The organism is Legionella pneumophila subsp. fraseri (assembly GCF_000586315.1).
GTDB classification, from domain to species: domain Bacteria; phylum Pseudomonadota; class Gammaproteobacteria; order Legionellales; family Legionellaceae; genus Legionella; species Legionella pneumophila_B.
The window spans coordinates 152,819-172,747 of sequence record NZ_KK074225.1; the positions used below are offsets into that span (position 1 = coordinate 152,819).

Here is a 19,929-nt window from a genome sequence, read left to right on the forward strand (position 1 = left end):
TCCTGTATAAAAGCAAAAATTACTTCTTTTAATTCATAGTATAGTAGACTAACCATTTAATTTAATACATAAATCAATAAACTTATTCGTTTTTTTTATAGGAAGCAATGACTATGCCAGACACGACCATTTATTTGAAGGATTATCAATCTCCTTCTTTCACAGTTGAGACTGTGGAATTGAATTTTGATTTGTATGATGACCATGCTTTAGTGAACAGTACCCTTAAATTAACGCGTCAAAAGGATGGCGCATTACATTTGTATGGTGAAGAGTTGGAGTTAATTGCTTTGCACTTAAATGGCCGCCAGTTAGAACCCGCTGAGTATGTTTTGACTAAAGACGCCCTTATTATAGAGCAATGCCCTGATGAAATAATCCTTAATATAGTGACTCGTATTAAACCACAAGAAAATACTCAATTATCAGGACTTTATCGTTCTAATCATTTGTTTTGTACTCAATGTGAGGCAGAAGGTTTCAGACGAATTACCTATTATCTGGATAGACCTGATGTCCTGGCAACTTTTACTACACGTATTACCGCTGATAAAAAGCAATATCCGATTTTATTGTCTAACGGTAATTTACTGGATGCCGGGGAAACTCCTGATGGACGTCATTGGGTGGTTTGGAAGGATCCCTTCAAGAAGCCCTCTTATTTGTTCGCTTTGGTAGCCGGTAATTTAGCTTGCGTTAGAGACAGTTTTATTACTTGCTCCGGGAAGACCGTTGATTTACGTATTTATGTGGAGCCAGGGAATGAAGACAAGTGCTCTCATGCCATGGAGTCATTAAAAAAGGCCATGAAATGGGATGAAGAGGTATATGGCCGTGAGTACGATTTAGATATTTATATGATAGTTGCGGTGAGCGATTTCAATATGGGGGCGATGGAAAATAAAGGGTTGAATATATTTAATTCCAAATACATCCTTGCTCGCTCCGAAACAGCTACGGATCAAGATTTCGCCGATGTTGAAGGTGTAGTAGGTCATGAGTATTTCCATAACTGGACAGGAAATCGTGTGACTTGTCGTGACTGGTTCCAGTTAAGTTTGAAAGAAGGATTGACTGTATTTCGGGATCAGGAATTTTCCCGGGATATGAATTCCCGTGATGTTAATCGGATTATGGACGTTAAAGTATTGCGTAGTACTCAATTTCCTGAGGACGCAGGGAGTATGGCGCATCCAGTAAGACCTGAATCCTATCAGGAAATTAATAATTTCTATACGGCGACAGTATATAACAAAGGCGCAGAAGTGATTCGCATGCAACATACTTTGTTAGGAAAGGAGAGGTTTCGACGAGGCATGGATCTTTATTTCAAACGCCATGATGGCCATGCCGTAACCATTGATGATTTTGTTGCTGCCATGGAAGATGCCAACGGAGTCGATTTAACACAATTCAAACTTTGGTATAGCCAGGCAGGGACACCTGAAGTGCGTGTGTTAAGCCATTTTTCAGAAGGGCGATTAGAAATTACTATGCAACAACATTGTCCCTCTACTCCTGAATGCCATGAGAAAAAACCATTTCATATCCCGGTCCGCATGGCATTATTTGATTTGAAAGGGGAAATGATTCCCATAGAAAATGAGCTTCTGGAGTTAAAAGAGAAAGAACAACGTTTTATTTTTTCCGGGCTAAATGAAAAGCCTGTTGTCTCACTATTAAGAGAATTCTCAGCCCCTGTGAAAATTTATGATGATCTGGCACAGGATGATTTGTTATTTTTATTGCGTTATGAAACGGATGGATATGCCAAGTGGGATGCAGCACAACGTCTGGTTCTTAACTGTCTCAACGAAAACCTGAAATTACCAGCCAGTGAATGGCAAGTGCCTGAAACTCTTGTTGCTGCTTTTCAGCATGTTCTGCACGATGAGTCTCTTGATATGGATCTACGGGCAGAATTGCTGACTCCCCCTGGATTTGAAGAGGTAGCAGCTACAATGAAGTGGGTTGATGTCAGCAAGGTTGAGTCAGTACGAGATTATTTCCGTCAACAATTGGGATTAGGTTTATACACAAAGGCATCTGATCTTTATAAAGCATTATGGGAAGTAGAAGATCATGGCATGCATGGCCAAGCTTATGGACGCAGAAAATTAAGAAATGTCTGTTTATGGTTGATGATGAAAGCAAAAGAATCGGATGCTTTAGAAGTATGCCGAGAACAATTCAAAGCCTCTCGTACTATGACGGATCAAATTGCCAGTTGCAGCCTATTAGTCAATTGTTCCAGGGAATCTCACCGAAATGAAGCCATAGAAGGATTTTATAAACAATGGTCCCATAATGAGTTGGTTCTGGATAAGTGGTTTGCCATGCAAGCGGCATGTGAGCTGCCAGGAACATTGGATCATGTCAAAGAATTAACTCACCATCCTGCTTTTTGTATTAAAAATCCAAATAAAGTTCGGGCACTGGTTGGTGCTTTCTGTATGGCTAACCCTAGAAATTTCCATGCGTTGGATGGTAGCGGATATGTCTTTTTAAGCGAGGTGTTGATTAAACTGGACAAACTAAATCCTCAAATCGCTGCACGATTGGCTACCCCTTTTACTCGCTGGCGAAGTTATGATGAGCCAAGACAAAAGTTAATCCTGAATCAATTAGGGCAGCTTACAAAACTGGATTTATCACGGGATTTGCGTGAAGTTGTAGATAAGAGTCTGGTTGTTGAGGAAAGATAAGGCGAATTGAAGCGTGCTGGATTTTGCTACAGGTAAACTCAGCACGCCTGAAGCGATTTTTATCTTCTTATTTGCTCGAATGGAGCGCATAAAACTCTTTAATTAACTTTTCAGCTTGACTATCAGGATTCAATTTAAGATAAACGTGGATTGATGTGCTTGTTGTGTGAGAAAAGTTTATAATAAGAAAACCAATGAAACCTATAGCATAAAGGAGTTTTTGTGCTTCATCGTTTTGCAGTGATAGGTAATCCAATTGCACATAGCTTGTCTCCTCTTATTCATCAAATGTTTGCCCAACAAACCCAAATTGAATTGATTTATGAAAAAATCCTGGGGGATGATATCAAGTTTGAACAGCAAGTATCTGATTTTTTTATCCAGTGTGGCACGGGACTTAATGTCACTTTACCTTATAAAAAACGTGCTTATGAATTAGCTACAGTACACACACAGAGATGTACCCTGGCTGGTGCAGCAAACACTCTTTGGATGGAAGAAAATCAAGTTTATGCTGATAATACCGATGGTATTGGTTTGATACGTGATTTATCCCGCTTTCTTGAGTTAAAAGGTAAAAAAATTCTGATCCTGGGCGCTGGCGGAGCTGTAAGGGGGATTATTTCACCTTTATTGGAAACGAAACCGTTAAAATTAATTGTTGCTAATCGGACTTTGGCAAAAGCGGAAGAATTACAGCACCAATTTCCTCAAGTTAATGTCACAAGTTTAGATGAATTATCGGAGTCCTTTGATTTAATCATCAATGCCACTTCTGCGAGCCTGTCGGGTCAAATCATTGTATTACCTGAAGAAGCGTTATCCCATAAACCATTTTGTTATGATTTGGCTTATAATCAAAAAACAAGCACTACCTTTGTGCAATATGCTCGTAATGGAGGGTGTGAAGCAGCTGATGGATTAGGTATGCTAGTTGAGCAAGCTGCCGAAGCATTCTTTATATGGAATAATATCATGCCTTCTACCAAGGAAATCTTAGAGCAATTGCGATCCTTTTAAATTGGACGCTTGTATAACGGTTTGATGTGCTTTTGCAACCAAACTCTGGCTAACTAAAAAAAGCGCTGACTTCTGCGGCTGCTGCAATGGTGTCCTGATATCCTAATTCCAGTAACTCTCGAGTAAATTCTTTTTCAAAAAGTAAAAAGCTAAGCAGATCACCGGAATGACTCGTGGCCCCCATAATATTTAATAAAAATCGAAGCAATACTGGCATGCTGGCGTAATGGCTTTGGGCTACTGAGGCCATTGCCCGGCTTGGGCGTAAATGCAGGGTTGAGATTGGTCTCCAGGGAGAGCGTCGTTTTTTCCACATGGATAAGAGTGTCGCTATTTCATTCATACGATTGACCATCTCAATGTCTCTATCCAGATTATCCAGAAAAAGCCCATTCATCATATTGCCTAGAATATGAGCGAAAGCAATTTCACCATTGCGCAAGGTCTCTGGATCAGTAAACTCGGGCAATTCCCTGGTACCTAAGATGAGAATTCTATCCACTTGAAAACGAATAGCACCGCGAAGGGGGGCGACCAAGCCTATGCTTCCATCACCATAATGGAATCCATTGAGGCTGACAGGAGGAAAGAACAATGGTAAGGCGCTTGATGCCAGAATATGCTGGGCGTTGATCACGGCACGCTGGCTGCTATGACGGGGATAATTCCAATCTTCAAATTCTGAATGATTATGAGCGTAGAAAGAGATGGTTTGATGTGTTTCATAACAGGCGCTTAAGACTTCGAAAGTATCGAGGTATCCTTCTTGTATATTTTGTTCAATTCGTGTGAAATCAATGCTTTCTTCCAGAAATTGCCGTAATGGTGTTGTATCAAGCAAATGCCCTGATTGACGTTGTTTGATAATCAAGGTGCTTAAATTACGCATTACGGATTTACTCAATTCGTAATTACTGGCCTTGTAGATTTGTTGGCAATGAATTTCACCCCAAATGGCTTCGAGTTTATCCAAGGCAGCAGGAAAATCATTCGCATTTTCAGCAAGTACGGCCGCATTGACACTGCCTACGCTGACACCACTTACCAAGTCAAAAGGTAGCGTTTTGGTTTGTAAAATATGACCGATTGCCTTGAGTACGCCTGCTTGATAAGCGCCTCGAGCACCACCACCTGCCAAATATAGAGCTTTTTTAACCATCATGTTTTATTTTATTTATTATAATTTGAAATATAGTTGAAATCTGGGCTAATTAGCAAGAAAGAATTATCGATGTCATCTTTTCTTAATTATGAATTGATATACTTAAATTAAATCGATACTTTTCTTGAGTCATTATCATGGGAATTACAAAAGACGAAAGATTCAGAAAATTTGAAATAGAAAAGACTCTTCAGCTGTTGCAGTCGATGCAACTTCCTATTGAATATCCGTTGACTCCTTTAGATAAAGCATCACTATTAAAAAAAGCAACAAAACGGATTCCTTTGCTGTCAAAATTTTTAAAAACGATTGATGACACAGGTGACGTAGCTGTCAAAATTGGTGAGCGAATCACTAGTATATCCCATACCCCGGGCAAAGAATCTTTAGCTCACGGTTTTGCCTTTGGCGGTGTGGCCATGGCCGGGTTTGATTTTCTGCGCATTCCTATTATTTATTTATCAGCTTATTTGGTAGACGAAGAGGTGCCTGTTAATTTGAGTAATAATGCAAAATGGCTTTATTCCGCAGTATTGTTAGGATTGACAATAACCGCATTGGCAGTTCCGGTAGCAGCTCCTTATATAGCTTTTGTTGCAGCAGGCTTAAGTTTCGGTGTAGGTACGTTTTTATTAGGAAAAACTCTTTACGAACGCTATCAACTAGGCAGGGAAAGGAAAAAGTTAAAAGCGGAGATAATAAGAGAAGAGGATGAAATGCTGAAAATTCAGGATAAAGCCAAGCATTTAGAATCCCTTTTACAAAGCGCTGACAATGAAGAACAGATAGCAGCTATTTTATATGAAATATCAGTTGTCCAGGAGGACTATAACAGGCAGAAAAAACAAATTCAGGGTTTAAAAAACGACGAGTTGCAATTAGAACAACAAATCAAAAATTTAGATACAATGAAGGTTGTTGACAGGACTGTCGCGGTTGCTTTATCTGCGCTTACTATTGCAGCCTTGGCTGTGACTTTATTTTTCCCGCCAGTTGGTGGAGGAATGTTGGCTGGAATAGCCATTTTGGGCGGAGCGTATTTCGTGGCCAGGGTAAGCGCGCCATTAGTTAAAGCAACCGCTATCTGGCTCTACAATAAATTAAAATCGACCCCAAGTGAGAGTACCGAATCACAGGATATAGATAACAAACCAACTTTAAGTCATGAGGAAGAAGAAAAAATAGAAGATTCTTTGCAAATCGATAATGAGTTTATTTTACCGCCAATAGATGCTGAGACGCCGATTTCTGCGGATTCAGAGGAGTATAAACCGGTACATGAATCAACTGAGGATGTACTGGTGGGGTTATCAGTCAATATCGACAGGCTCAAGGAAAAGGTAAGAACGGGAAAAAAAGAGGAAATAGAGGAAGTGTTCCCAGAGGAGCTTCAGCATTTTTCATCTCTATCCTCTTCTCCAAGAACGTTGGGTTCCAGAAAACTATCAGCAAAAGAGAATGATGATGAGGATGGAGAAAGCGAGTCAGATATAGAGCATCCTGACATCCCTAAAATTTAAATCTGCATTGCAAAAAAGAAGAATTTCCTTTAAGTTAAAAAAAATTACTATCAAGGAATGAAAATTCATGCTGAATTTATTTCGTGAGCAACCTCGTGCATTTCACATGATTTTTATGTTGGAATTGTGGGAACGATTTGGATTCTATACCGTTCAGGGAATTCTTACTCTTTATTTTATTCGCTACCTGGGTTATAGCGATTTAGAGTCTTACTATACCTTTGGTGCTTATTCTGCTCTGGTGTATGGGATGGTGGTTATTGGTGGATATTTAGGAGACAGGATTCTTGGCACCAAACGAACCATAGTGCTTGGGCTCGTTGTTCTGGCTCTGGGTTATTTTTCTCTTGCGGTCACGGATAAGCAGCATGTGTTTCTTGCGTTAGGTTTGATTTGTGTGGGTAATGGGTTGTTCAAAGCGAATCCATCGAATTTGTTATCCAAATGTTATGATGACAATGACCCGCGATTACACGGTGGTTTTACCCTTTATTATATGGCTATTAATTTGGGCAGTATGGTTGCATTATTCGTCGGACCAGCAGTATCAAGCGCTTATGGTTACTCTTATGCTTACATGATTAGTGCAATCGGTTTGATTCTGGGTATTGTGAATTATTGGTATCAACGACAACATGTAGCTCATGTCAATACAAAAGCGGACCTTCGTAAAATAACGGTTCTCCACTGGGTAATAATAGTAGCCGGTGTTTTAATGCTTACTGGAATATCCGCGTACTTATTACAACATGTCATGCTTGCCAAAAATTTGTTGTGGGGTATTACTCTGTTCGTAGTGTGTATTTATATCTATTTAATGCGCAAACAAGGTCATGCTTCTTTCATGAGAATGCTAGTCGCTTTGGTTTTAATGATCGAAGCAGTTATATTTTTTACTTTATACCAACAGATGCCTACTTCATTAAATTTGTTCGCTGTCAATAATGTAATACCTACTTTCCTTGGCATCACTATTGATCCGCAGAGCTTTCAAGCTCTAAATCCAATATGGATTGTATTAATGAGTCCCGTATTAGCTTATTTCTATAGAAAATTGCATCAGCATAATATTGTATTTTCTATACCTTATAAATTTGCATTCGGCATGACTATGTGTGCAGTGAGCTTTTTAATGCTGTATTTTGCCCGTTATTTTTATGTTGGAAATGGCATGGTTTCTTCCTGGTGGATGATTTTCAGTTATTTATTCCAAAGTCTTGGCGAGTTATTAGTATCGGCCCTGGGTGTTGCTATGGTTGCTGAATTAGTGCCTGCTACTAATGCAGGGTTTGTTATGGGAATGTGGTTTTTAACTTCCGCAGTGGCGGGGTTTATTGGCGCAACGGTTGCGTCTTTTACAGCGCTCCCTGAGAACATCAAACCGGGGGTTGAGTCCTTATTGATTTATTCCGATGTATTTGCCTGTATTGGCCTTGTTACTTTATTGATTGCTGTCGTTATGTGGCTAGTATCACCTCGGCTAAGCCGCTATATTGCAGTTCCTTCCTTAAAAAGAGATAATGACATAGAGACAGTAGAATACTCTACAACGTATATTCCCAGTCATTAGTTTGTTTGTTTCCCTTTTCGGCAATTTGGTTGGTTTTAATATCACCAATTGCCGTTTTTTGCTTTTGCCATATATTGTTATTGTGTTCTTGAGTAGAAGATAACCAGAAATTTTTTATCACCTGTTTTTGTCCTATTACATATCTCTTAATGTTAATTTAATAAAAAATGTATAAAATATATACTTTCAATCAATCTTTCCTTAATGATTACCGGGTTAAGGTTCTCAGGTTCTATGAGTTAATTTGCTTGGAGAATAAAGTGGGGCTTGAAAAAAAAGTTAGGCTAAGTCAGCGTTCTCTGGAATTATTAGACGACTACTTAAATTTGGGGGATTCTGAGTCTTCCAATTTAGCAAATGGGAATTCGTCGATTGATTTTTCATACTTAATTCATCTACTAACCAATGATCTTTCCAGCTCATCCAAAACCTCAAAAGCCATAAAAAAGAAAAGGGAGTTTATAGCGGCTGCTTTGTATGCTGAGTTATTACGTGACCTAAATACTTCATTGAATGGAGCGGATCAGGAAATTAAGCCTGTAGAAAAAGAACCTCCTGCCTCTAATAAGTTGAAATTCTGGCTTTTGGCAATAGCTGGAACATTACTAGCCGCGTGTGAGGGTTTTGACAGCATTGCAACTATGATGGCTGTATTACCTTTCCCTGCCTGGGTTGTCCTTTGTGCAGGCATTTTGTTTTCCGCTTTATCCGTTGTTGTGTTTTATGGGTTTGATTTAGTCCAGGTCTCTCAAAACCTGGAAATAAAATTAACTGATACTCCCAAACTGTTGGATTTATACCTATTGCAAATGGAAGAGATTAAGGCCATCAGAAAAAAAATTGATAGTTATTCTCTCGCTTCGATGTCTACGGATGAATTGAGTGAATTACATCTAACCCTTGTTATGCTGCAAAATCGTGTTAAATGTTTAGTGAAATCAGGTAAGCAATTTGATTTAGCACTGAATAGCCCCAAAATGGATGTTGCTAAAACAATTGTTTCTGGAGTATCTGGAATACTCTTTTTTGGGGGAGGTTTTTTTGCCGGGCAATCAGTAGCGACCTTCATGCTGGCTCTGGTTATGACTTCTGTTACACCTACATTCTGGCCAGTTTTATTATTTAGTGTGATTGTCGGTTTGGCTGCCTTTAGTTTGTACTGGTATGTACAACGCGTAGGAGTAAATAAACTGGTTAGCGAATGGTTTGGTTTGGATGAGGATAAAATAGAAAAATTATGTGGAAAGTCCAAGATGGACAGAGAATTGAAAAAGCTAAACAACCTTGATGAAAAGGTAATGACTACTGCGGATTTGCTCTCGAAAGTGGCTAGTTTGGAGAATAAACTAATAGGAATAGGTGAACAAATTGCTGAGATGACGGCACGCTATGCTCCTGAAAAAAAACCGGAAGTTGATACTGGACTAAAGACAAGTTCTAATGTTTATTGCTTTCATTTTAATTCCGCAAATCCGAAGAAGGCGAGCGTTTGCGATGAGAGATCCCTTGATGATGCTGTTTCTGATTACGGGTTGAGCCAGAATCATAATGATTCAATCCATAGCCTATGTTAGCTAAATGCAAAGGCATGTAGATTAACAGGGAATTTCCTTGTAAATAATCCGGATTGGCTGACATATAAAATTCTTGTAATTCACTGCTCTCTTCATTAATTCTTGAGAGTTGACTTCTTAAAGGAACCAATGGGGAGCTGACAACCATAGGATGATTATTGGTTGAAATCCAGCTATTTTGTTTTTTAAGGGCATTTAGAACGGTCAATATTTGATCCGGGACCCTTTGTAAGGGTTTAGGATATATGAGGTCACTCAACTGATAAATAAATTCGTAAGTTAATGGATTGTTGGCAAATGCTATATAAACCAATTCCTCTTGAGGATTAGCTAGCTTGTATTTTATCGCCTGAGTGAGGCCAGCACTTTTAATGGACGCGTGAATTTGGTATTCAGGATTTAGATAAAGATAAGCGATATAACAAGTCACTTGTTTTTTCCCCAGATCAATAGATTGTCTGCAGTTACGACTGAACCCGGCTATTTCTTTATTTTCTCCATAGAGAACTGTTAACTCCCCATACAAATCAGGCTGTATGATTAAACGTATAAATTCTTCCTGGTTGGCCAGGTGATAGTATTTGGAGAGGAAACGATATAATTTATTTATTAATTTTAAGGAGATTTTTTTATCTTCTTCATCTACAACATAAGAGTGAATGGCTTTAACATCGTGTTTGTTCATTGCTCTCTCCATGAAACATTTTTTTCGCTTTAATGGTTCGCTTTGTTTAATTTGTCCATAAATTATCTAAGTAATAGCGAACAGCAGACAAAAAATTGTGCAACTCTATAAATATAGACTTGTTTTCATTTTTGTCAAATTTAACTGCGAATTTTGTCGTAACTCCATGATTTGACAATATACTTGATACAGCAAAGGATAAAAGAATTACAATAGGTTCTCATTGAAATCTCAAATAAGGTTATAAAGGAGAGTTAATGACTGCTTATATTTTCAAGGTGTTTTTAACAAAAGGTATGGTAATTTTACGATGAGCTTCCCAAGATGCATCATCTAACCGGTTGAGGAGCTCATATAAATCATGCATGTTTCGAGAACAACGGTTTAATAAAAAATGCCCTACACTTTCAGGAAGTTCAAATCCGCGCTTTGCTGCACGCATTTTGAGTGTATTTATTTTTTCATCGTCATTTAATTCATTCAACTGAATAACTAATCCCCAACTTAGTCTGGAGCGTAAATCCGCAAGTTTAATATCACATTTTATTGGCGGCTGATTACCCGATATAATTAAAAGCGAACGTTCAGAGTCTTTTATCTTATTATATAAATGGAATAAAGCTTCTTCCCAGGCTGAATAGTTAGCGATGGCATTAATATCATCAATACAAATTAAAGTTTGATCTTCTAATCCTTCAATGCTTTGTGGTCCCCATTCTTTTAAAAAAGCCAAAGGAAGGTAAATGGCTGATTGGGTTAAATTAATAGCTTGGCAACAAGCTTGCAGTAAATGGGATTTACCGCTTCCTTTAGGGCCCCAAAGATAGAGCAACCTATCGGCCTTGAAAGAAAGCATTTGAATTAATTGTTGTTGCAACAAGGTATTATTTCCCCAATTAAAGTTATCCAGGGTTGCTTCATCATTCAATTTTATTGCCAGAGCCAGCTGTTTATTCATTTTAACGATTCTTTGGGGGACCAGGCTTTTCTGCTCCAGGTCCAAACATAATCAAGATAGGAAGTAACCGTTGTAAAGGCAGTTAAATAGATGAGTATATCAACTAAATCATAGGGGAACCTAAAGTAAGCTAATTCAAACAAACATAAAGTGACTAAAGTTAATTGAAAACCTGTATTGAGCTTACTGAGACGAGTGGGCTCAAAATCCAATTTGCGCTGTATAAAATAATACCAAGCCAACACCCCCATTGAAATAGTGAAGTCTCTTAAAAAAACAAGCAGCACTAACCACCAGGGTAAGGAGTCTAAGAGAGCTAATGAGATGAAGCTGGAGGCAACCAACAATTTATCAGCGAGAGGGTCAACAAATGAGCCAAAAAAGCTTTGCCATTGAAAATGCCTGGCTAACCAACCATCCAAACCATCAGTTAATCCTGCTGCGATAAATAGATAAAAGGCCTTAACGTATTCATGATGAAATAAATACATTAGAAAAGGAGCTATTAAAACTAATCTTAGCAATGTTAAGGTATTGGGAATATGTTTTAGTATCATCTGTTATACGATAATTAGTTCCTCCTCTTTCTTTATTTATTGCCGAGGAGGGAATATATTGTGCCAACAATACTCTATTATTTGAGTGTTTAAAATGGCGTATGTGAGTTAGTTTATACAATACCATTGTCGCTGTCACCTTATTGAGAAATCAATTGGGATTTATTGATTCATAGTATCCGCATCTCAGCCCTGAGAAATTCTCAAATTTTGAGATTGAAATAAGGGCGCATGGGTTTGTAAGGCTACTCCTGCTATGATTTTGTAATTAATGATTAGGCCTCACTTAATGGATTGTATTCCTTTATTGTAGTATTTGGATTGAGGTTGGAATGCAGGCTTAATAGCAATTCAGGTTGATGCTCCCAGTCATCATGAAACAAGAGATGTTGCTGCCAGCTTAGAATACGAGAATCAATGTCTTTGGATAAATCTTTAAATACAGTTTGTATGACTTGGCGAGTTAACCCCCATAATTTTTTTTCAGAAATCTGATACTCATCACGTAAACAAACAATCAAGTGATGTAGATGATTTTTTAGTGTTCCCTGAACGAAAAGGGCTCTAACCTTATTAAGATCTTTTGTATAGATAGATTGGCCTGGCAAGTCAGGTTTTTGAACGTTCTTAAATAATTCATGATGGCATATCTTAAGGTTGTTTGGCTCTTTTATAATTATCCCCTGAGGTTTATTACCATCGAAGATGACTAAAATATTGTGTTGCTCCACTTCTAGTGCTAATCCATATTTTAGCAATAGATGCAATTGTCCAAATAACATCTTATGACAATACTCAGTGAAATAAGCCATTGGGTGTAGTTCGCTTGCTTTAATAATTTCAATGATTAATGGTGTATTGGTACAAGGTGAATCAGTTAATAAGGCAGGTAATGGAACTACTCTTTGGTCCTGCCTTATTTTGTGGAGTGGGTTTTGATATAAGCCAAACAATAATTTTTTTCGATTGTATTCAGAGTGAGTTTGATCATAGGCGCTGATGCTCTCCAGGTTTTTACAGATAAACAAGGTGTTTTGGTAATAGTTTGATTTGGCTAACAGGGAGTCAAGCCAGTTAGTGAGCGATACCATATTATCCGAATTATCGAGTTTTCCAGCCAATGAGGTGTTTAAAGTAGTAGCCAGTTTGAGTGTATATTGAGTGGATTTTGTTGGCATCATAATATCAGGTGATGCAGAAGGTATTAGAGTTTGGTGATGTGGTAACAGGATGAGGGATTTACTATCAATTAAAGAAGAAAACGCCATTTGTAATTGATTCCGCCACTGCCAAGGGTGAACAGGAATTGGATAATAATCATCAGGATTTATGTGGCTAAATAACAATTTTTCTCGCCAATAAAAATATTCTTTGGGAAATTCTTGAGAAATTCGGTTGGTATAATCAAATTTTGGATTGATTGACTGGGTTTTTGTTTTATTTAATGCACACCAATGTACACAGACTTTAGCCTGAAATTCGGGAGAATTTTGGAGAACTTCTCTTCGCGTAAATCCTATTTTTGCTCTGAATGCCGGGTGATAGGGATGCCCTAAACTGCCCCATTGCTCCAAAAATAATAGTGTTTGATACGGAGACAGTTCATTATTTATCCATGTCCATAGACTCTTGCAGTGTATGGCTTCATTTTTTAATTGGGTGTTCCAGTTTTGCCTATAGGCGTAAGCCAAGGCTTCATTAGCAATCGATTCATCTAATACTGCTCTGATTTTTCGCCATTGAAAGAACGTACTTTGCGGCATTGAATTTTTCAGTTTTATTTGCAATTGGTCAATGAAATCATGGACATGATGACTGGCAATTGTCGATTGAATTAATTTTTCCTTAATGGACGCGTGTTGTAAACGGTTCAGGGTATTTTTATGAGCTAAGGTAATAAAATAATCCACACTATTTTGTGGTAGTCCTATGCCAATTTCAAATAGTAAAAAGCGTAATTGATGGCTGAGTTCATGAAAATTACCGTACGCCAAGGCCATTATTATCTCCTGAAAGGATTGTTTTGTTCTAAATTAAATATAAATGATAATCATTCTCATTTGCAAGGGGTGGCGGTAAATAAATTACTATTAATTGATGATAAAGTTTGATTTTGGAGAAAAAGTTTCTGTATTCTGAGTTAAATGATAATATTTTCTACTTTGATTATGTAAATGAGCAAGTGGTATGAATTATAGACCCGATATAGATGGATTAAGAGCCATCGCCATATTATTGGTCTTAATTTATCATGGGGGTCTCTCTCTTTTTCCGTCAGGGTTTATCGGTGTTGATGTATTTTTTGTTATATCAGGGTTTCTCATCACGTCTATTATCCATGAATCACTGAATCGGAATGATTTTTCATTCTTCGATTTTTATAATCGCAGGTTATGGCGATTACAGCCTGTTTTTGTTGCTCTAATAGTGGTGACAACTCTACTAAGTCTATTGCTTTATTTACCTGATGATTTAATTGAATTTAGTCGTAGTGCACGTAAAACATCATTATTTATTTCCAACCTGTTCTTTAATAAAACAACCACCGGATATTTTTCACCCGATACTCATCAACTTCCTTTGTTGCATACCTGGTCACTTTCAATCGAGTGGCAATGTTATCTGATATTGCCACTGATGATGTATGCCTTATATCGTTTTCTAAATAAAAGGCAGGTTATCTATGTTGTGTATGGGTTAGCCATTGTATTTTTTCTGCTGGCTTTGCACTACTCACAGGTAGCTCCTGCCCAAACCTATTATCAATTTTCCAGTCGTATTTTTGAGTTTTTAATCGGCTCTTGTATCGCTTTAAGCCCTCGAATTGAGTTCTCAATCAAGAAGTCCATTTTAGTTATTTTGGGTTTATCGGCCTTATTTTTTATTATTTATACTGCGACACTGGATAATATTCTTCTTGGATATCCTAATTGGCATACACTTTTTGTGTGTCTTGCAACGGGTTTGTTGATAGCATTAGGTACAAATTTTCCTTCACTTGTTATTGTAAAAACTCTCTCTTTTCGGCCATTAGTTTTTATAGGAGTATTATCTTATTCCCTTTATATTTGGCATTGGGTCGTCTTTTCAATGTTAAGGTACCAAACTATCGAAGAGCGGTCTGAGGTTTTATTTATAGCCTATAGCATTGTTTTTATTTTAGCTTATTTATCCTGGCGATATATAGAAAAACCAACGAAAAGATTCAGGTATATTCCTTTTCGTTATACGGTTGTGATTTTATTGCTGATCCCTGTTTTATTTTCTCATTTAAGCTCTTTAGTTATTAAATCTCATTCTGGATATCCACAACGATTTAATCAGGAGCTGGTTAGGGTTTATAAACAATTAAAGAATTACGAAAGCCCATACAGAGCGTTATGCATAGATAATACCAGGGCAGACAATGAGTCGAAATGCAAAATTGGAGCGAAAGAGCAAGGTGGCAAGACCGGCCTTATGATAGGTGATTCTTTTTCCAATCATTATTGGGGGTTTATAGATGTGTTAGGGAAAGCAGCCGGTGTTTCAATATTGGCTCAAGGGACCTCCTCTTGTATTTCCTTGCCAGGCATATATCTTTATGATTGGTGGCATTTTAAAGATACCATATACCAGGACTGTTATGAGCAAACGGAAAAATACTATCGCATGATCAAAGAGAATCGTTATGATTATGTGATCATAGGTCAAGTATGGAACAATTATGTTTCAGCTCATATTATCAATCAATTAGGTGATGACTATTCTGCAGAATTAACCAAAAAGCGTTTGGCAGATGCTTTGGACAAAGCACTTGGAGTGATAATATCTTCCGGGGCAAAGCCTGTATTAATCGAGTCAACCGCATTAACGCATAAAAATTTACATCAATGCTTTTTTAAGCATATTAAATTAAGACAACATTATAATGCAGAAGAGTGTCGCTTCACTTTAACCCGTTCAGATAATGAGATTTGGTTAAACCAATTGTTTGATAACATGCAAAGAAAATACCCTCAATTGGTCATTATAGATCCTAAAAAAATTCAATGCCGCGATAATGTTTGTGATTCTGATTTGAATGGGATTCCAGTGTATCGCGATGAAGGGCATATTACTGATTACGCCTCATACCAAATGGGCTATTTATACTTGCAGAACTTTGACAATCCTTTGACTTAAAAAGCTAGGGTCTGTTTTGATTTCCAGGCACCCAGCTCGAGGCTACAAAACGATATTACAAATTTTATTCTTTATTTTTACGATACAGAACCAGTGTATTCCCTATCATCTGAACGAACTCGGCATCCAGCTGTTCACAAAGCGCCTTGGCCATTTGCATTCTGTCTTCCTTTTCAGCCCCATTAATTTTGACTTTAATTAATTCATGCACTAACAAGGCGACATTGGTTTCTGCCAATATAGCCTCAGTTAAACCTTTGGCGCCAAGAAGTACAACGGGCTTTAAATGATGAGCCTTGGCTTTAAGTGATTGTTTAAACGACGTATCCACTACGATATCCCAGATAATAAAATGGTAAATTATTGCACGTTTTGCTGGGAAAAGGTAGTAAAATTCTGTATCATAGGAAAAATTGTTTTATCTTTATTCGTTATGAGTCGTACTAAAAGCAGTAAACGCTGGTTGCAAGAACATTTTGACGACGTTTATGTAAAAAAAGCGCAGGCTGAAGGATATCGAAGTCGTGCCGTATATAAACTTAAGGAAATGGATGACAAAGAGTCTCTCATTAAACCAGGCATGACGGTGGTTGATTTAGGAGCAGCCCCTGGCGGCTGGACCCAATACGCTTCAGAAAAGATGAGGGGAAGTGGTCGTCTTGTTGCATTGGACATTTTACCTATGGACGCTTTGCCTAATGTAGAGTTTATCCTTGGGGATTTTCGTGAAGATAATGTTTTGCAAGAATTAATTAATTTGATTCCGCAAAGGACTTTAGACTTGTTATTATCGGATATGGCCCCAAATATGAGTGGAAGCTCTGCAATAGATATTCCAAGAGCAATGTATTTGGTAGAGTTGGCTTTTGATTTTGCGGAAAAAATGTTAAAACCCGGTGGTAATATGCTAGTTAAAATTTTTCATGGCTCAGGTTTTGATGAATTAGTCAAACAGGCACGAGCGTCTTTTGAAAAAGTGGTAATCCGTAAACCATCTGCTTCAAGATCTCGTTCAAAAGAAACCTATTTGCTGGCAAAGGGCTATAATTTATAGTAGTTTTATATATATTTATAAATACATTTAGCGTTATTTTGGATGATATGAACTGTGCAAGAGCTATTTTGGGTCTCGCAACAAAATTGTAAGTAACTAACGAGGTTAATACATTGAACGACATGGTTAAAAATTTATTTTTATGGCTGATAATAGCGATAGTTCTTGTCTCTGTTTTCAGTAATTTTGGTCCTCGTAACTCAGTTGCTGAGAAAATTTCTTATAGCCAATTTTTGCAGGAAGTGGATCAAGGGATGGTTAACTCTGTTACGATTGAGGATAACAAAATCATCAAGGGCGTAACCAAAAATAATAAACGTTTTGTCACCTATATGCCGATGCAAGATAACGCTTTGCTAGGTGAGTTGTTGAAAAGCAAAGTAGATGTCAGTGGGCAGGAAAAACAACAGGAAAGTTTCCTTTTGCATTTATTCATTAACTGGTTCCCTATGTTGTTATTGATCGGTGTATGGATATTTTTCATGCGTCAAATGCAAGGCGGGGGCGGTCGAGGCGCTATGTCTTTCGGCAGATCAAGAGCTAGCTTATTAGGTGAAGATCAGGTTAAAGTCACCTTTGCGGATGTGGCAGGTGTTGATGAAGCCAAGGAAGAAGTTAAAGAACTTGTCGATTTTTTACGTGATCCAACAAAGTTCCAAAATTTGGGTGGACGCATCCCCCGCGGTGTTTTGCTGGTTGGTTCCCCTGGTACAGGTAAAACTTTATTAGCCAGGGCAGTTGCCGGGGAAGCAAAAGTTCCTTTCTTTACTATTTCAGGTTCTGATTTTGTTGAGATGTTTGTTGGGGTAGGTGCGTCCCGAGTACGTGATATGTTTGAGCAAGCCAAAAAACATGCTCCATGTATCATCTTTATAGATGAAATCGATGCAGTAGGTAGACACAGAGGCGCCGGCTTGGGTGGTGGTCATGATGAGCGCGAGCAAACACTTAACCAATTGCTTGTTGAAATGGATGGATTTGAAGGTAATGAAGGAGTTATTGTCGTAGCGGCAACTAACCGTCCCGATGTTCTGGATCCTGCGCTTTTACGCCCTGGCCGCTTTGACCGTCAAGTCGTTGTTCCTTTGCCTGATATTAGAGGTCGTGAGCAAATATTAAAAGTTCATTTACAAAAAGTCCCTGTAGACAGTCATGTCGAAGTAAAAGCTATTGCTCGTGGCACGCCTGGTTTTTCAGGAGCGGATTTAGCCAATCTTGTGAATGAAGCCGCATTATTTGCTGCAAGGGCTAATAAACGCAAAGTAGGTATGATTGAACTGGATAAAGCAAAAGATAAAATTATGATGGGAGCTGAAAGACGCTCTATGGTAATGGATGATAACGAGAAAAAACTTACCGCGTATCATGAAGCAGGTCATGCTATCGTTGGCCTGTCAGTTCCTGAACATGATCCGGTTTATAAAGTATCAATAATTCCTCGTGGACGAGCTTTGGGTGTCACTATGTTTTTACCTGAACAAGACAGATATAGTCATAGCAAACGCCGTTTAGAAAGTCAATTATGCAGCTTATTTGGTGGCCGAATTGCAGAGGAATTAATTTTTGGTCCTGAAAGTGTAACAACGGGCGCTTCTAATGACATTATGCGGTCTACAGAGATTGCTCGCAAAATGGTTACAACTTGGGGATTATCGGCTTTAGGTCCTCTAACTTTTGGTGAGGAAGAGGAAGAAATATTTTTAGGACGTTCTGTGAATAAACATAAGGAGATGTCCGATAGAACAGCGCAGCAAATTGATGATGAAGTTCGTGCCATTATTGATAGGAACTATCAAAGAGCAAAAGAAATATTGGAAACCAATATGGATAAATTGCATTTAATGGCGCAAAGTCTCATCAAATACGAAACGATAGATACCAATCAAATTCAAGAAATCATGTCCGGGAAAGAACCTACCCCTCCGGAAGATTGGGGATCAACAAAACCGATGGATAAGACTGAGTCAGTTAATGATACTCCTGCAAAACCTGTTAATGGTGAAACAATAGAAAATCCGGCAGAAGAACATTAATTTTATCAGTAGCTATTTATCGAGAGTACTCTGTGAATCCTGAACAATTCCTCGGTTGGCTTGAGCGAAAGAGCCAACCTAAGCCCTCATTAGTTTTTGAAAAGCCATTGATTATGGGTGTACTGAATGTTACTTCTGACTCATTTTATGATGGTGGCAAGTACCTGTCTGTGGATAGAGCTTGTGAGCATGCTTTTCAATTAATCGCTTGTGGTGCTGATCTCATCGATATCGGTGGAGAATCAACTAAACCTGGTGCTCCATCTGTCCCTTTAGAGATTGAGCTATCAAGAGTTCTTCCCGTAATCAAGCAACTTCGTGGACTTGCCGATGTGTGTATTTCTATTGATACCAATAAGCCTGAAGTGATGGAAGCGGCAATTGATGCCGGTGCGAATATGATAAATGATGTTTATGCTTTAAGAAGAGATGGTGCTCTTAAGGTCGCTGCTCAATTAGATGTTCCTGTTTGTTTAATGCATATGAAAGGAGAGCCGCGAACTATGCAAGAAAATCCTTCTTATCCAGAAGGGATAATAACGGAATTACAGCATTTTTTTGAAGAACGCATCGATAAATGTCAGAAAGCAGGGCTGAATAGGAATAAATTAATTCTTGATCCAGGCTTTGGTTTTGGAAAGCGTGTTAAAGATAACCTAGAATTAATTTATCATCTGAATGAATTGTGTTCTTTTGGGTTGCCAATTCTTTTAGGTGTTTCACGCAAAAGCACAATTGGTGCTGTGTTAAACAATGAGGTTGAGCAACGTTTGATTGGAAGTATTACGCTAGGAATATATGCAGCTCTTAAAGGCACTGCAATTATCAGGACACATGATGTAGGTGAAACGAATCAAGCATTAACTATGATTAATGCAATTTATCAGGCAGGTGAAGAAATCAGTTAATAGCTCCTGAGATTATCAG

15 protein-coding genes are annotated in these 19,929 nt (G+C 38.1%); 9 read left to right on the plus strand and 6 right to left on the minus strand.

The genetic code is table 11. The features are described from left to right. Nucleotides 1–113: 113 nt before the first annotated feature. Together pepN and aroE are read left to right on the plus strand one after the other, a co-directional pair. Entirely contained in the window at nucleotides 114–2,705 is a 2,592-nt protein-coding gene (pepN, locus tag CC34_RS0112290; protein ID WP_027228761.1) for an aminopeptidase N, read from the plus strand. A gap of 222 nt (nucleotides 2,706–2,927) precedes the next feature. Next, on the plus strand, nucleotides 2,928–3,725 hold the full coding sequence (aroE, locus tag CC34_RS0112295; RefSeq protein ID WP_028379592.1) for a shikimate dehydrogenase: 798 nt from the start codon (nucleotides 2,928–2,930) through the stop codon (nucleotides 3,723–3,725). A gap of 49 nt (nucleotides 3,726–3,774) precedes the next feature. On the opposite strand, the gene CC34_RS0112300 is transcribed toward aroE, so the two are convergent. Next, nucleotides 3,775–4,887, minus strand: coding sequence for a patatin-like phospholipase family protein (locus tag CC34_RS0112300; RefSeq protein WP_027228763.1), 1,113 nt, complete (start codon nucleotides 4,885–4,887; stop codon nucleotides 3,775–3,777). A gap of 137 nt (nucleotides 4,888–5,024) precedes the next feature. Between CC34_RS0112300 and CC34_RS0112305 the strand changes: the two genes are divergently transcribed. The 3 genes from CC34_RS0112305 to CC34_RS0112320 all read left to right on the plus strand — a co-directional run bounded on the left by CC34_RS0112305 (nucleotide 5,025) and on the right by CC34_RS0112320 (nucleotide 9,551). Beyond that, nucleotides 5,025–6,407 carry an AAA family ATPase gene (locus CC34_RS0112305; RefSeq protein ID WP_027228764.1) on the plus strand — a complete coding sequence of 461 codons (1,383 nt, stop codon included), beginning with the start codon at nucleotides 5,025–5,027 and terminating at the stop codon, nucleotides 6,405–6,407. 67 nt (nucleotides 6,408–6,474) lie between these two features. Beyond that, nucleotides 6,475–7,977, plus strand: coding sequence for an oligopeptide:H+ symporter (locus tag CC34_RS0112310; RefSeq protein ID WP_027228765.1), 1,503 nt, complete (start codon nucleotides 6,475–6,477; stop codon nucleotides 7,975–7,977). Nucleotides 7,978–8,144: 167 nt separating this feature from the next. Further along, entirely contained in the window at nucleotides 8,145–9,551 is a 1,407-nt protein-coding gene (locus CC34_RS0112320) for a hypothetical protein (RefSeq protein WP_129317183.1), read from the plus strand. Here CC34_RS0112320 and CC34_RS1000000117145 read toward each other — a convergent pair. From CC34_RS1000000117145 to CC34_RS0112335, 4 genes are all read right to left on the minus strand, one after another. Next, entirely contained in the window at nucleotides 9,436–10,236 is an 801-nt protein-coding gene (locus CC34_RS1000000117145) for a hypothetical protein (protein WP_071974656.1), read from the minus strand. The genes CC34_RS0112320 and CC34_RS1000000117145 overlap by 116 nt on opposite strands. A 265-nt stretch (nucleotides 10,237–10,501) precedes the next feature. Next, nucleotides 10,502–11,194 (minus strand): DnaA regulatory inactivator Hda, encoded by a 693-nt coding sequence (gene hda, locus CC34_RS0112325; RefSeq protein ID WP_027228767.1) that lies wholly within the window; start codon nucleotides 11,192–11,194, stop codon nucleotides 10,502–10,504. Further along, entirely contained in the window at nucleotides 11,191–11,751 is a 561-nt protein-coding gene (locus CC34_RS0112330; RefSeq protein ID WP_028379023.1) for a CDP-alcohol phosphatidyltransferase family protein, read from the minus strand. The genes hda and CC34_RS0112330 overlap by 4 nt, the downstream gene beginning before the upstream one ends. Nucleotides 11,752–12,026: 275 nt before the next feature. Further along, nucleotides 12,027–13,751, minus strand: coding sequence for an IucA/IucC family protein (locus CC34_RS0112335; protein WP_027228769.1), 1,725 nt, complete (start codon nucleotides 13,749–13,751; stop codon nucleotides 12,027–12,029). Nucleotides 13,752–13,938: 187 nt separating this feature from the next. Between CC34_RS0112335 and CC34_RS0112345 the strand changes: the two genes are divergently transcribed. Continuing rightward, nucleotides 13,939–15,915 (plus strand): acyltransferase family protein, encoded by a 1,977-nt coding sequence (locus CC34_RS0112345; RefSeq protein WP_028379024.1) that lies wholly within the window; start codon nucleotides 13,939–13,941, stop codon nucleotides 15,913–15,915. A gap of 64 nt (nucleotides 15,916–15,979) precedes the next feature. Here the strand turns inward: CC34_RS0112345 and yhbY are convergent, their stop codons facing one another. After that, a complete protein-coding gene (gene yhbY / locus CC34_RS0112350; RefSeq protein ID WP_028379025.1) occupies nucleotides 15,980–16,246 on the minus strand; it encodes a ribosome assembly RNA-binding protein YhbY in 267 nt (88 codons plus the stop codon). A 102-nt stretch (nucleotides 16,247–16,348) separates the two neighbouring features. Between yhbY and rlmE the strand changes: the two genes are divergently transcribed. The 3 genes from rlmE (at nucleotide 16,349) to folP (ending at nucleotide 19,910) form a co-directional block, all read left to right on the plus strand. Then, the gene (rlmE, locus tag CC34_RS0112355) at nucleotides 16,349–16,969 is read left to right on the plus strand and encodes a 23S rRNA (uridine(2552)-2'-O)-methyltransferase RlmE (RefSeq protein WP_027228772.1); all 621 of its coding nucleotides are present in this window, start codon (nucleotides 16,349–16,351) and stop codon (nucleotides 16,967–16,969) included. Nucleotides 16,970–17,091: 122 nt separating this feature from the next. After that, a complete protein-coding gene (ftsH, locus tag CC34_RS0112360) occupies nucleotides 17,092–19,002 on the plus strand; it encodes an ATP-dependent zinc metalloprotease FtsH (RefSeq protein WP_032833160.1) in 1,911 nt (636 codons plus the stop codon). A 32-nt stretch (nucleotides 19,003–19,034) separates the two neighbouring features. Beyond that, nucleotides 19,035–19,910, plus strand: coding sequence for a dihydropteroate synthase (gene folP / locus CC34_RS0112365; RefSeq protein WP_027228774.1), 876 nt, complete (start codon nucleotides 19,035–19,037; stop codon nucleotides 19,908–19,910). Nucleotides 19,911–19,929 lie beyond the last annotated feature (19 nt).

Bases quoted from the DNA above. Each gene is read 5' to 3' on its own strand.
- pepN (WP_027228761.1), top strand. From the start codon at position 114: ATGCCAGACACGACCATTTATTTGAAGGATTATCAATCTCCTTCTTTC.
- CC34_RS0112300 (WP_027228763.1), bottom strand. From the start codon at position 4,887: ATGATGGTTAAAAAAGCTCTATATTTGGCAGGTGGTGGTGCTCGAGGC.
- CC34_RS0112305 (WP_027228764.1), top strand. From the start codon at position 5,025: ATGGGAATTACAAAAGACGAAAGATTCAGAAAATTTGAAATAGAAAAG.
- CC34_RS0112310 (WP_027228765.1), top strand. From the start codon at position 6,475: ATGCTGAATTTATTTCGTGAGCAACCTCGTGCATTTCACATGATTTTT.
- CC34_RS0112320 (WP_129317183.1), top strand. From the start codon at position 8,145: ATGTATAAAATATATACTTTCAATCAATCTTTCCTTAATGATTACCGG.
- CC34_RS1000000117145 (WP_071974656.1), bottom strand. From the start codon at position 10,236: ATGAACAAACACGATGTTAAAGCCATTCACTCTTATGTTGTAGATGAA.
- hda (WP_027228767.1), bottom strand. From the start codon at position 11,194: ATGAATAAACAGCTGGCTCTGGCAATAAAATTGAATGATGAAGCAACC.
- CC34_RS0112330 (WP_028379023.1), bottom strand. From the start codon at position 11,751: ATGATACTAAAACATATTCCCAATACCTTAACATTGCTAAGATTAGTT.
- CC34_RS0112335 (WP_027228769.1), bottom strand. From the start codon at position 13,751: ATGGCCTTGGCGTACGGTAATTTTCATGAACTCAGCCATCAATTACGC.
- CC34_RS0112345 (WP_028379024.1), top strand. From the start codon at position 13,939: ATGAATTATAGACCCGATATAGATGGATTAAGAGCCATCGCCATATTA.
- rlmE (WP_027228772.1), top strand. From the start codon at position 16,349: ATGAGTCGTACTAAAAGCAGTAAACGCTGGTTGCAAGAACATTTTGAC.
- ftsH (WP_032833160.1), top strand. From the start codon at position 17,092: ATGGTTAAAAATTTATTTTTATGGCTGATAATAGCGATAGTTCTTGTC.